Here is an 11,928-nt window from a genome sequence, read left to right as displayed (position 1 = left end):
CCCTGCGTGTTTGATGTGCCGGTCGGTTCTCATTTCACATGTGTGAGGTTCACAGTGAGCGTTCCCCCTCCGGCCCCCGGGGGCCAGCAGCCGGTGGGTCAGCCCGATCCTTACGGGCCGCCTCCGGGCGGCCAGCCGCAGCAGCCCTACGGCCAGCCGGGCCAGTACGGCACGCCGCCGCAGGGGCAGCCGGGTCCGTTCGGCCCGCCGCCCGGCCAGTTCCCGCCGGGTGCGGGCGGCTTCCCGCCCCCGCCGGCGCCGCCGAAGCGCTCGAAGGTCCCTGTGCTGATCCTCGGTGGCCTCGGTGCGCTCGTGGTGATCGCGCTGGTGATCGGCGGGATCTTCGCCTTCAAGGAATCGCCCGCGCGCGCGAACGCCGGGGACTGCCTCACCATCACCGAGTTCACCACCGGCGGCAAGGACCCGGTGAAGGCCGACTGCGCCGACCCGAAGGCGAACGTCAAGGTGGCCAAGAAGCTGGACACCGCCTCCGAGGCCTGCCCCGGCGGGTCGGACGCCGGCTACGACACCTACTCGGTCAGCGGCAGCAGCTCGTACAAGCTGTGCCTGATGATCAACGCGAAGCAGGGCGACTGCCTTTCGAACTTCAAGTCCCGGACGAAGGGCTACGAGAAGGTTCCCTGCTCCGACCCGACGAAGGACGCGGAGCTGGTGAAGGTCGTCGAAGGCCAGGCGACCGAAAGCGTCTGCGAGGGCACGGAAGCCACCAACGCCGCCGTCTACCCGGAGCCGGCGACGACGATGTGCGTCAAGGCGAGCTAGTAGCCGTGACACGCGAAGGCCCCCTCGCCACCGGCGAGGGGGCCTTCGCCGTGCCGGTCAGGAAAGGCGTTCGACGATCAGCGCCATGCCCTGGCCACCGCCGACGCACATCGTCTCGAGGCCGAACTGCTTGTCGTGGTGCTGCAGGGAGTTGATCAGCGTCGAGGTGATCCGGGCGCCGGTCATGCCGAACGGGTGGCCCACCGCGATCGCGCCGCCGTTGACGTTCAGCCGGTCCAGGTCGATGCCCAGGTCCCGGTAGGACGGGATGACCTGCGCGGCGAACGCCTCGTTGATCTCGACCAGGTCGATGTCGCCGATCGACAGCCCCGCGCGCGAGAGCGCCTGCTTCGACGCCTCGACCGGGCCGTAGCCCATGATCTCCGGCGAAAGGCCGGTGACGCCGGTGGAGACGATCCGCGCCAGCGGCGTCAGGCCCAGCTCACGCGCCTTCGTGTCGGACATGATCACCAGCGCCGCCGCGCCGTCGTTGAGCGCGCAGCAGTTGCCCGCGGTGACCCGGCCGTCCGGGCGGAACACCGGCTTCAGGCCGGAGACGCCCTCCAGCGTCACGCCGGCGCGCGGGCCGTCGTCCTTCGAGACGACCGTGCCGTCCGGCAGCGTCACCGGGGTGATGTCCTTCGCCCAGAAGCCGTCCGCGATCGCCTTCTCGGCCAGGTTCTGCGAGCGGACGCCGAACTCGTCCATCTCCTCGCGCGTGACGCCCTTCAGCCGCGCGAGGTTCTCCGCGGTCTGGCCCATCGCGATGTAGACGTCGGGGACGTTGCCCTCGGTGCGCGGGTCGGTCCAGGTGTCGGTGCCGGACTCGGCGGTCGCCTTGGTGCGCGCCTCGGCGTCGGCGAACAGCGGGTTGTGCGTGTCGGGCCAGGAGTCCGAGCTGCCCTTGCCGAACCGGGACACGGTCTCGACGCCGGCCGAGATGAAGACGTCGCCCTCGCCGGCTTTGATCGCGTGGAACGCCATCCGGGTGGTCTGCAGGCTGGAGGAGCAGTACCGGGTGATCGTGCAGCCGGGCAGGTGGTCGTAACCCAGTTCGACGGCGACCGCGCGGCCCATGTTGAACCCGGACTCACCGCCCGGCAGGCCGCAGCCCAGCATCAGGTCGTCGATGTCGGCCGGGTCGAGCTGCGGCACCTTGTCCAGGGCCGCGCGGACCATCTGCACGGTCAGGTCGTCGGGTCGCATGTCGACCAGCGAGCCCTTGTTGGCGCGCCCGATCGGCGAGCGCGCGGTGGAGACGATGACGGCTTCGGGCATGGCGGACACATCCTCGTATCGGCGTGCTAAGCGGTTGCTCACATACTGCCGTCTCCGCCGCCTCGGTCAAAGCGGAACGCGACCTGCGCCACTACTGGCAGGATCGGGTGCCGTGGCGAACGACCTCGAACGGGTGCTGCGGACCAGGACGATCGTGCTGTGGGGCGTCGGGCTGCTCGTGGTGGCCGGGGCGGCCGCGGCGGTGCTGCTGACCCTGCTGGGCGGCGGCCGTCCGGAGGACTCGGCCCGGCTCGACGCGCTGAAGACCGCCGCCAGCATCGTCGTCGGCACCGGGGGCGCCGCCGCCCTGCTGCTCGCCGCGCGGCGGCAGCGGTCGGCCGAGCTGGAGCTGGTGCAGAAGGACCACGACGCCACCGAGCGCCGGATCACCGAGATGTACGGCAAGGCCGCCGACCAGCTCGGCAGCGACAAGGCACCGGTCCGGCTGGCCGGGCTGTACGCGCTGGAACGGCTCGCCGCCGGCCACCCGGAGCACCGGCAGACGATCGTCAACGTCTTCTGCGCCTACCTGCGGATGCCTTTCGACTCCGAAGGGGACAAAGAGGAGCTGCAGGTCCGCAAGGCGGCGCAGCGCATCCTGCTGCTGCACCTGCGTCCCGGACGCGCGGAGCAGCCGAGCGGGGACTTCTGGCCGGACACCGACCTCGACTTCTCCGGGGCGAAGCTGGTCGGGCTGACCCTCACGCACTGCGCGATCCGGTCGATCACCTGCTACGACGCGGAGTTCGTCGGACTGGCGTCGTTCCGCGGCACCGGATTCCGTACCAAAGCCGACTTCAACAAGGTGACTTTCCGGGACCGCGTCGATTTCCGCGGAACCGTTTTCGGTGGCGAGCGCGACAGTTTCCACGGCGCGAGCTTCGAAGGTCCGGCCGATTTCGGCACGAAGTCCGCCGCCCGGCTCGCGGGCGCGCGGGCGAAGCGGGGGTTCCCGCGAACCTGGCCGCCCGGCTGGGAAGAACGGCCGATCGCGGACGAGACCGACTGGGTGGAATTGACTCGAAAGGACGAACCGGGGCAACCGGCGGCCCGATAGGATCGTCCCACCCGAGAGAGAAGTCGCCATTCCGCACGGGAGGTGAACCGGCGATGATGATGATCCGGATGGCTTGCTGGACGCCGTTGTCCTTCCGGACCGGCTCGGCGGTCGACGCCGGGCGGAACCTCCGGGACGGGATGACGGCTCAACGTGCGGCGGCTCTCGGGCCGGCACCGGGGTGGACGAGCGGCTTGGTGGCCGCCTGAGGTCCCCGCCGGGCGGCCCGGAACCCGCGCTCGCTGCCCGGCATCGCCGACGCGCACCCGGAGCTCGCCCGGGGTCCGGCCCCCGCTGAGTGGACAACGCCACCGGTGGGCCGTTTAGGCTGGCGGTCGTGGAGTACGCAGAGCACATCGCAGACCTCGTGGGCAACACCCCGCTGGTCAAGCTGAACTCGTTGACCAAGGGGCTCAAGCCGCTCGTGCTGGCCAAGGTCGAGTACCTGAACCCGGGTGGCTCGGTCAAGGACCGGATCGCGCTGCGCATGATCGAGGCCGCCGAAGCCTCCGGTGAGCTGCGCCCGGGCGGCACGATCGTGGAGCCGACGTCCGGCAACACCGGCGTCGGGCTGGCCATGGTCGCCCAGCGCAAGGGCTACCAGTGCGTCTTCGTCTGCCCGGACAAGGTCAGCGAAGACAAGCGCAACGTGCTCAAGGCGTACGGCGCCCGGGTCGTGGTGTGCCCGACGGCGGTCGCGCCCGAGCACCCGGACTCCTACTACAACGTCTCCGACCGCCTGGTCCGCGAGATCGACGGCGCCTGGAAGCCCAACCAGTACGCCAACCCGCAGAACCCGGAGAGCCACTACCTCTCCACCGGCCCGGAGCTGTGGAAGCAGACCGACGGCAAGATCACGCACTTCGTCGCGGGCGTCGGCACCGGCGGCACCATCTCCGGCACCGGCAAGTACCTCAAGGAGGTCAGCGACGGCGCCGTGCAGGTGGTCGGCGCCGACCCGGAGGGCTCGGTCTACTCCGGCGGCAGCGGGCGGCCGTACCTGGTCGAAGGCGTCGGCGAGGACTTCTGGCCGGACACCTACGACCGGAACATCGCCGACGAGATCATCCCGGTCTCCGACGCCGACTCCTTCCAGGTCACCCGGCGCCTCGCGCTGGAGGAGGGCCTGCTGGTCGGCGGGTCCTGCGGGATGGCCGTCGCCGCGGCGCTGAAGCTCGCCGAGCGGCTGACCGAGGACGACGTCGTGGTCGTGCTGCTGCCCGACGGCGGCCGCGGCTACCTGACGAAGGTGTTCAACGACACGTGGATGTCCTCTTACGGCTTCCTCCCGCCCGACTCGTCCGGTGCCACGGTCGCCGACGTGCTCACGAGGAAGAGCGGGCAGCTGCCGGCGCTGGTGCACTCGCACCCGAACGAGACCGTCGCCGAAGCCATCGCGATCCTGTCCGAGTTCGACGTCAGCCAGATGCCCGTGGTCAGCGCGGAACCGCCGGTGATGGCCGCCGAGGTCGTCGGTGCGGTCAACGAGCGTGACCTGCTCGACGCGCTGTTCACCGGCAAGGCGCAGCTGGCCGACCGGCTCGAGCAGCACATGTCCCCGCCGCTGCCGACGATCGGCGGCGGCGAGCAGGTCGGTGCCGCGATGACGGCGCTCGAGGGCGCCGACGGGGCGCTCGTGCTGATCGACGGGAAGCCCGCCGGGGTCGTCACCCGGCACGACCTCCTGGGCTTCCTGGCCGGTCGCTGACCGGGCCGGAAGAAAGTTTCATCGGCGGACCCGGCAGGGGCGTTACGAGCGCCCTGCCGGGTGATCCGATAGCGTGGGCGCAAATAGAACACTTTCGCGTCCTCGTCAAGGGGGTTCAAGACCCACATGAGTGCACCGCAGCCACCGAACCAGCCGTGGGGTGGCGGCCAGCCACCTCAGGGCCCGCCGAGTGGCCCCCAGCCGCAGCAGGACAACCCGTTCGGCAGCCCGGAGCCGACCCAGGTGGTGCAGCCCGGCCAGCAGGGCGGTTCCCCGTTCGGGGAGACGCCGGAGCCGACCCAGGTCGTCCAGCCGGCCCAGCCGGGTGACGGCGGGGCGACCCAGGCGATGCCGCCGGTCGACGCGAACGCGACCCAGGTGGTGAACCCGGCCGGCGGCGGTGACGCCCCGGTCGCGGACTCGACGCAGCTGGTGCCCCCGGGCTCCCAGCCGCCCGCCATCCCGTACACCCCGCCGCCGAGCGCGGCCGACAACCCGGCCGCGGCCTTCGGTCAGCAGCCCGGCGGGTACGGCCAGCAGCCGGGCGGGTTCGGGCAGCAGCCCGGTGGCTTCGGCCAGCAGCCGGGCTTCGGCCAGCCGCCGCAGGGGTTCGGCGCCCCCGGGTTCGGTGGCCCGCAGCAGCCCGGCTTCGGCGGGCCGCAGCAGCCGTTCGGCGGCCCGTCGGCCGGGGGCAACGGCCTCTTCGGCTACATCGCCGGTGGCCTGGTCGCCCTGCTGGCGCTGGTCACGCTGATCATCTCGTTCGGCTACATGAGTGACGCGAGCGACTATTCGTCGTTCTTCGACGGCGCGCCCGACCAGGCGGCGATCGACCGCCTGCTGGACTCGGCCGGGCTCATCGGGCCGGGCCTGGTCTGGTTCTACGTCATCATGATCCTGCTGGGCTCGCTGATCTCGCTGGCCGGCGGGATCGGGCTGGCGCTGGTGGGAAAGCTGGGCGGGATCCGCAAGTTCGTCCCGATCGCGGTCGTCGCGGGTGGCGCGGTGCTCACGCTGTTCGCCCTGCTGCTCAAGATCGGGATGACGCCGAACGCCGCGACGCTCCAGCGGGCGTCCTCCTCCGAGCGCGACACGTTCGGTCTCGGCCTCCCGCCGCTGATCTTCGGCATCGTCATCCTCGTCGTCGGTGTCCTCGGGCTCATCCCGGCGACCCGGCAGTTCGTCGGCCTCGGCGACGGCAGTGCCGCGCCGGGCGGGCCGCAGGGCTTCGGCGGACCGCCCCCGGGCTTCGGCGGCCCGCAGCAGCAGCCGGGCGGCTTCGGCCAGCCGGGTGGGTTCGGCCAGCCACAGCCGGGCGGCTACGGCCAGCCGGGTCAGCACGGTCAGCCTGGTCAGCCGGGTCAGCCTGGTCAGCCGCCGCAGGGCTACGGCCAGCCGGGCGGCGGCTACGGCCAGCCGGGCGGGCCCAACCCGTCCAGCGGCGGGTTCCCGCAGCCGTCGAGCGGGGGCTTCCCGCAGCCGGGCCAGCCGGGCGGGTACGGCCAGCCGGGGCAGCCCGGTGGCTACGGACAGCCGGGGCAGCACGGCCAGCACGGTCAGCCGGGTCAGCCTGGTCAGCCGCCGCAGGGCTGGGGCCAGCCGCCGGGGCAGCAGGGCCCGCCGAGCGGCGGGTTCGGCCAGCCGGGCCAGCCCGGTCAGCCGCCCCAGCAGCAGTGGTGAGCTAGCACGAGCACAGCGTGCCCCGGAGCCGAACCGGCTCCGGGGCACGCCCCTTTTCCGGCCCCGAAATTGTCCGAAAAGGACAACGGGCGAGTGGCACCACCGCCTGTAATCGTGTGACCGCATTTCTGCCACTACCGCACGGAAATGATCTTGGGTTCCGCCGTCCGGCCGAATTCCGTTCTCATTCCGGACTGATTCCCCCGATTCCGACTAGGGTGAGCGCCGTCGTCCAGCGCTCGGCTGATGGGGGAGAAGTGACCGGTCCGCACCGAAACCCGGTGTCGCATTCGCATTCGTATTCATCGGCTCGGCCATCCGGAGTAACGGCGGTCCTCGCCGGCGTGCTCGGTTTTCCGGCCGCGATCGCCGCGGGATATGTGCCGGTCAAGACGTTCCTCGACATGCCGGCCGAATTCAGCCTCGGCGCGCTGCCCGTCTGGGTGCTGGTGGACCTCGCCGCCTACGTCGTCGCCGGGCTGGTGCTGCTCCTCGGCTCGCTGGCGACGCTCTTCCGCGCGACGGCGGGAGCGGTCCTGCTCGGCCTGGGCGCGCTGCTGGCCATCGGAGCGCTGCTCATCGAGCCGATGTCGGTCGGGGTCCCCCTGGCCCGCTTCGTCGACGCGATGTTCACCCACGGCGGTTTCGCGATGGCCGACCGCGTCGGCCTGGCCGCGCTGGCGGTGCTCGTGCTGGTGCTGGCGTTCCTGCCCCCGACGTTCCGCTACCTGCGTTACCGCACGTCGGTGGTCCCGGTGCTGTCCGGCCAGGGCGCCTACTCGTCCCGGAGCTGGTGAGTGGCGGTCCTGACCCCGCCCCGGGCGGGACCGGCGATCGCCGCCGGCGTGCTCGCCGTGCTCGGCGGGCTGTGGTTCCTGCTGGGCGTCTTCTGGGTGCCCCTCGTCCTCGGATACCACCAGGCGGACTTCCTGATCCCCGGCCAGATCGCGGACGCGGTCATCGGCTTGCTGCTCCTGCTCGGCGGGGTGTCGCTGCTCGCGCGGGCGGCCGCGGGCCGGGTGCTGTGCCTGGTCACGGCGGTTCTAGCGCTGGTCGCGCCGATCGTCGACCTGGTGCTCCGCTCCCAGCGCGTCGCGTTCTTCGTCGGCGGCCCCACGGGGATCGATGCGCCGGTCCTGCGCTCGATCGTCGTCGCGGCGCCGTTCGTGGCCCTGCTGGTGCTCGCGGCCCTGCCGGCCACCCGCGGCTGGACGCGGCGTTGAGACCTGTCCCACCTGACGGGAATGTCGGAGGTGGCCCGTACGCTGAACCGATGGTGGACGACTACTCCGAACTCGGCTTCGAGACCCGCGCGATCCACGCTGGTCAGAAGCCCGACCCCCGCACTGGCGCGGTGATCGTGCCGATCTACCAGACCTCGACCTACGCGCAGGACGGCGTGGGCGGGACCCGCGAGGGCGACTACGAGTACTCGCGCACCGCGAACCCGACCCGGTCGGCGCTGGAGGAGGCGCTGGCCTCGCTGGAAGGCGGCCGGCACGCGCTGGCCTTCGCCTCCGGCATGGCCGCCTCCGACGTGGTGCTGCGCAGTACCCTCCGCCCCGGTGACCACCTCGTGCTCGGCAACGACGCCTACGGCGGCACGTTCCGCCTGATCGACAAGGTGCTCAGCCTGTGGGGCGTCGAGCACACCGTCGCGGACCTGGCGAACCTCGACGAGGTGCGGGCCGCGATCCGGCCCGAGACCAAGCTGATCTGGTGCGAGTCGCCGACCAACCCGATGCTCGGCATCGCGGACATCGCGGCGCTGGCCGGGGTCGCGCACGACGCCGGCGCCCGCTTGGTGGTCGACAACACCTTCGCGACGCCGTACCTCCAGAACCCGCTGGCGCTGGGCGCGGACATCGTCCTGCACTCGACGACCAAGTACCTCGGCGGCCACTCCGACGTCGTCGGCGGCGCGATCATCACGAACGAAGACGAGCTGCGCGAGCAGTTCTTCTACCTGCGCAACGCCGCGGGCGCGGTGCCCGGGCCGTTCGACGCCTGGCTGACCCTGCGCGGCATCAAGACCCTCGCCCTGCGCATGGAGCGGCACAGCGACAACGCCGAAAAGATCGTCCAGGCGCTGGTCAAGCACCCGAAGGTGGCGAAGGTCTACTACCCGGGCCTGCCGGAGCACCCGGGTCACGAGACGGCGGCGAAGCAGATGCGCCGCTTCGGCGGGATGGTGTCCTTCAGCCACGTGGACGGCGAGCAGGCCGCGCTCGAGGTGGCTTCGCGCACGAAGCTGTTCATCCTCGCCGAGTCGCTCGGTGGCATCGAGTCGCTGATCGAGCACCCGGGCAAGATGACCCACGCCAGCACGGCGGGTTCGACCCTCCAGGTCCCGGCCGACCTGCTGCGCCTCTCGGTCGGCATCGAGGACGGCCGCGACCTGGTGGCCGACCTCCTGGCCGCCCTCGGCTGATCTTCAGCGCACGTCGAGACCGCCGCCGTACAGGCGCTCCACCCGGAGCGTGATCACCACGCGGCGGTCTTCGACCATGTTCCGCAGGAACGCGGCTTCGTCGCCGGGGTCGGTGAACGGCGCCTGCATGGCGAGCAGGGCGCGGCCGGTCTCGTCGCCGGGCACCGAACTGACCGGCGACACCTCGGCCGCGCCCTCCGCGACGGCGAAGGCCAGGTGATCGTCGCTGCTGACGTAAAGCGACGCGTGCGGGTCACGGGCCAGTTGCCGGACCTTCGCGCGGCCCGCCGTGGACCCGATCCGCACCACGCGCTCGCCCGGGTCCCAGGCGTAGGCGACCGTGGACAGGTGCGGGAAGCCGCCGCGGTTGACCGTGGCCAGTGCGCCCAGGCTGTGGGCAGCCAGCAGCCGGCTCGACGCTTCTTCGTTGGGGTTGGCGGGTCCGGGGCCGCGGCCCGGCTCGTAAACAGTGGTCACCCGATGATCATCGGGAACGGGAGCGCTCCGCGGAAGAAGGCACTTTCGTGTTCCCCGGGCACACGGGGGTAACCCGCCTGGTCAGGGGTTGTAGTTGCCGTGCACGACGCCGCCGGCCGGCGGCGTGCCGGTGGCCGGGAGCTTCGCGCCGTCGACGCAGCCGCCGACCAGCTCGACGTGGCTGTCGTGGCGGATGTACTGGGCCGGGGCGCCGCACGAGGCGCTGTCCACGGTGAAGAACGCAGCTCCCGTCAGCGCGGCCGCCGAGGCGACCCCGAGCACGAGCGGGAGCAGGCCTGCGGAACGGGTGGCGCGAGCCCGCCGGGCCGTGTCCGCGTCGTTCCCCGCTGCCATGCTTGCTCCTCGTTTACCGCGTGTTGACGCGACCCAGGGTACCCGGCTCCCGGTCCGGTCAACCTGTGGAGTTCCTGAGTGGCATAGTCCGGCGCATGGAACTCGTCACCCTCGAGCGGATCCAGGCCGCCCGGGAACTCTTAAAGGGAGTGACCCGGGTGACGCCGATGGAGCACGCGCGCGACCTGCGCCGGCTCCACGGCGGTCCGGTGCACCTGAAGTGCGAAAACCTGCAGCGGACGGGGTCGTTCAAGATCCGCGGCGCCTACACGCGCATCCACGGCCTGACCGAGGCCGAACGCGAGCGGGGCGTCGTCGCGGCCAGCGCCGGCAACCACGCGCAGGGCGTCGCGCTGGCGTCGTCGCTGCTCGGCGCCAAGTCGACCGTCTTCATGCCGCTGCGTGCTCCCCTGCCGAAGCTGGCCGCCACCCGCGGCTACGGCGCCGACGTCCACCTGCACGGCGCCCTCCTGGAGGAGACGCTCCGCGCCGCGATCGAGTTCGGCGAGCGGACGGGCGCGGTGTTCATCCACCCCTTCGACCACCCGGACGTCATCGCCGGCCAGGGCACGGTGGGCCTGGAGATCCTCGAGCAGGTGCCGGGCGTGAAGACCATCCTGGTCGCCACCGGCGGCGGTGGCCTGGTCGGCGGGGTCGCGTCGGCGGTGAAGGCGCTGCGCCCGGACGTCCGGGTCGTCGGCGTCCAGGCCGAGGAGGCCGCGGCGTACCCGCCGTCGCTGGCCGCGGGCGCGCCGGTGCGGCTGAGCACGACCTCGACCATGGCCGACGGGATCGCGGTCGGCGAACCCGGCCCGGTCAGCTTCGCCCACGTCGAGTCGCTGGTCGACGACGTCGTGACGGTGTCCGAGCAGTTCCTCTCCCGCGCCGTGCTGCTCTGCCTGGAGCGGCGGAAGCTGGTGGTCGAGCCGGCCGGCGCGGCGACGGTCGCCGCGCTGCTGCAGCACCCCGGGATCTTCGAGGCCCCGGTGGTGGCCGTCCTCTCCGGCGGCAACGTCGACCCGGTGCTCCTGCTGCAGATCATCCAGCACGGCATGACGGCGGGCGGCCGCTACCTGCACCTGCGGCTGCGGGTCCCGGACCGGCCCGGTTCGCTGGTCGGCGTGCTGTCGTGCGTCAGCGAGCTGGGCGCGAACGTGCTCGACGTCGAGCATTCGCGCATCTCCGGCAGCCTCGACCTCGGCGAGGCCGACGTCGTGCTGGCGCTGGAGACCCGCGGTCCCGAGCACTGCAAAGAGGTCGAGGTCGCGCTGAGCAACGCGGGTTACACCGTGGTTTGACGCGGTTCGGGGGTTTCCCCGGTGATGGCCGCCAGGGCCAGGTCCTTGGCGGGCTCGGGGACCTCCGACGGCGCGGTGAAGCGGCGGGCCCGGATGTGGGCGACCAGGTCCGGGTCCGGCGGCACCCCGTGCTCGCGCAGGTAGTACGCCACCGCGCCGGGCCACGCCCAGGTGCCGTCGGTGCGGAAGTTCATCGGCACCGCGTCGACGCGGTCCGGCGCGAACGCGTCCGGGCCGTTGCTGCGCGAGGCCAGGATGACCGGCGCCGCGTCGAGGTAGGCGAGCACCCGCTCGGCTTCCGCCGGGAGCAGCGGCGCGCGCCGGATCAGCGGCTTGCCCGCCGCGTCGAGGCCGTCGTGGATCCGCGGGGTGCGCACCTCGCCGTCGGCGGGCGGCGGGGTCAGCCCGGCGCGCTCGCGCAGCCAGGCCGGGATGTGCTCGTCGGCGCGCGGGAAGAACCGCAGCTCGTCCTGGAACCCGATCGGCGGCGGCTGCTGCCGGAACGGCGGTTCGAGGTCGGGCCGTACGAAGTCGGCGTCGGGCGGCTGCGCGGGCTCGAACACGAGGATCGCGCCCAGCCACGTGCCGAAGCCGGGCCGGTACATGCCCGACCGCAGCACCCCGAGCAGCCGGACCGCCTCCGGGTGCGGCTGCGCGGGCCGGGGCACCCCGTCCGGCCCGGTCACCAGCAGGTCGGTTTCGACGTGCCGTCCGGCGGCGCGGTATTCGATCCGCAGCTGCCGCCACCCGGGCGGCAGCGGCGACGTCAGCACCGCCCCGATCCGGCGGACGAGTTCCTGCTGCTGGTCCGGGCGCAACGGCCCCGGCGGCTGGCTCACGGTTCATCCCCTCCGGTCGGGCC

The 11,928-nt window shown here is 72.1% G+C and carries 13 protein-coding genes; 9 read left to right on the top strand and 4 right to left on the bottom strand.

Annotated features, from left to right (window positions below; translation table 11 throughout):
- The first annotated feature begins 93 nt into the window (after window positions 1-93).
- Complete coding sequence (locus ACFPLC_RS06815; RefSeq protein ID WP_378195488.1) at window positions 94-783, top strand: LppU/SCO3897 family protein; 690 nt, start codon at window positions 94-96, stop codon at window positions 781-783.
- 57 nt (window positions 784-840) lie between these two features.
- Here the strand turns inward: ACFPLC_RS06815 and ACFPLC_RS06810 are convergent, their stop codons facing one another.
- Window positions 841-2,061, bottom strand: coding sequence for an acetyl-CoA C-acetyltransferase (locus ACFPLC_RS06810; protein WP_378195421.1), 1,221 nt, complete (start codon window positions 2,059-2,061; stop codon window positions 841-843).
- A 112-nt stretch (window positions 2,062-2,173) separates the two neighbouring features.
- Between ACFPLC_RS06810 and ACFPLC_RS06805 the strand changes: the two genes are divergently transcribed.
- The 7 genes from ACFPLC_RS06805 (at window position 2,174) to ACFPLC_RS06775 (ending at window position 8,937) form a co-directional block, all read left to right on the top strand.
- Window positions 2,174-3,118: a pentapeptide repeat-containing protein gene (locus tag ACFPLC_RS06805; RefSeq protein ID WP_378195424.1), complete on the top strand. Its 945-nt coding sequence runs from the start codon at window positions 2,174-2,176 to the stop codon at window positions 3,116-3,118.
- 53 nt (window positions 3,119-3,171) lie between these two features.
- Entirely contained in the window at window positions 3,172-3,327 is a 156-nt protein-coding gene (locus ACFPLC_RS06800) for a hypothetical protein (RefSeq protein WP_378235733.1), read from the top strand.
- Between the two features lie 128 nt (window positions 3,328-3,455).
- Window positions 3,456-4,826 carry a cystathionine beta-synthase gene (locus ACFPLC_RS06795; RefSeq protein WP_378195427.1) on the top strand — a complete coding sequence of 457 codons (1,371 nt, stop codon included), beginning with the start codon at window positions 3,456-3,458 and terminating at the stop codon, window positions 4,824-4,826.
- Between the two features lie 126 nt (window positions 4,827-4,952).
- Entirely contained in the window at window positions 4,953-6,506 is a 1,554-nt protein-coding gene (locus tag ACFPLC_RS06790) for a hypothetical protein (protein WP_378195429.1), read from the top strand.
- A gap of 257 nt (window positions 6,507-6,763) precedes the next feature.
- Window positions 6,764-7,303 (top strand): hypothetical protein, encoded by a 540-nt coding sequence (locus ACFPLC_RS06785; RefSeq protein ID WP_378235732.1) that lies wholly within the window; start codon window positions 6,764-6,766, stop codon window positions 7,301-7,303.
- Window positions 7,304-7,729, top strand: a complete 426-nt coding sequence (locus ACFPLC_RS06780) for a hypothetical protein (RefSeq protein ID WP_378195435.1) — start codon at window positions 7,304-7,306, stop codon at window positions 7,727-7,729.
- 50 nt (window positions 7,730-7,779) lie between these two features.
- Window positions 7,780-8,937 carry a cystathionine gamma-synthase gene (locus tag ACFPLC_RS06775; protein ID WP_378195438.1) on the top strand — a complete coding sequence of 386 codons (1,158 nt, stop codon included), beginning with the start codon at window positions 7,780-7,782 and terminating at the stop codon, window positions 8,935-8,937.
- Window positions 8,938-8,940: 3 nt separating this feature from the next.
- Here the strand turns inward: ACFPLC_RS06775 and ACFPLC_RS06770 are convergent, their stop codons facing one another.
- Both ACFPLC_RS06770 and ACFPLC_RS06765 read right to left on the bottom strand, forming a co-directional pair.
- Window positions 8,941-9,414, bottom strand: coding sequence for a TIGR03618 family F420-dependent PPOX class oxidoreductase (locus ACFPLC_RS06770; RefSeq protein WP_378195441.1), 474 nt, complete (start codon window positions 9,412-9,414; stop codon window positions 8,941-8,943).
- An 81-nt stretch (window positions 9,415-9,495) separates the two neighbouring features.
- Window positions 9,496-9,768 (bottom strand): hypothetical protein, encoded by a 273-nt coding sequence (locus ACFPLC_RS06765; protein ID WP_378195444.1) that lies wholly within the window; start codon window positions 9,766-9,768, stop codon window positions 9,496-9,498.
- A 95-nt stretch (window positions 9,769-9,863) separates the two neighbouring features.
- Here ACFPLC_RS06765 and ilvA point away from each other — a divergent pair, with 95 nt between their 5' ends.
- The gene (gene ilvA, locus ACFPLC_RS06760; protein ID WP_378195447.1) at window positions 9,864-11,066 is read left to right on the top strand and encodes a threonine ammonia-lyase; all 1,203 of its coding nucleotides are present in this window, start codon (window positions 9,864-9,866) and stop codon (window positions 11,064-11,066) included.
- Here the strand turns inward: ilvA and ACFPLC_RS06755 are convergent.
- Entirely contained in the window at window positions 11,051-11,905 is an 855-nt protein-coding gene (locus ACFPLC_RS06755; RefSeq protein WP_378195450.1) for a ferredoxin, read from the bottom strand. The two genes, ilvA and ACFPLC_RS06755, sit on opposite strands and share 16 nt — an antisense overlap.
- Window positions 11,906-11,928 lie beyond the last annotated feature (23 nt).

The organism is Amycolatopsis plumensis (genome assembly GCF_042652605.1).
GTDB classification, from domain to species: Bacteria; Actinomycetota; Actinomycetes; order Mycobacteriales; family Pseudonocardiaceae; genus Amycolatopsis; species Amycolatopsis plumensis.
Note: the sequence above shows the minus strand (reverse complement) of the source record. Positions and strands in the feature narration are given on the sequence as shown.

Excerpts from the sequence above, each read along its gene's own strand:
- ACFPLC_RS06810 (WP_378195421.1), bottom strand. The coding sequence starts at position 2,061 with ATGCCCGAAGCCGTCATCGTCTCCACCGCGCGCTCGCCGATCGGGCGC.
- ACFPLC_RS06800 (WP_378235733.1), top strand. The coding sequence starts at position 3,172 with ATGATGATGATCCGGATGGCTTGCTGGACGCCGTTGTCCTTCCGGACC.
- ACFPLC_RS06790 (WP_378195429.1), top strand. The coding sequence starts at position 4,953 with ATGAGTGCACCGCAGCCACCGAACCAGCCGTGGGGTGGCGGCCAGCCA.
- ACFPLC_RS06775 (WP_378195438.1), top strand. The coding sequence starts at position 7,780 with ATGGTGGACGACTACTCCGAACTCGGCTTCGAGACCCGCGCGATCCAC.
- ACFPLC_RS06765 (WP_378195444.1), bottom strand. The coding sequence starts at position 9,768 with ATGGCAGCGGGGAACGACGCGGACACGGCCCGGCGGGCTCGCGCCACC.
- ilvA (WP_378195447.1), top strand. The coding sequence starts at position 9,864 with ATGGAACTCGTCACCCTCGAGCGGATCCAGGCCGCCCGGGAACTCTTA.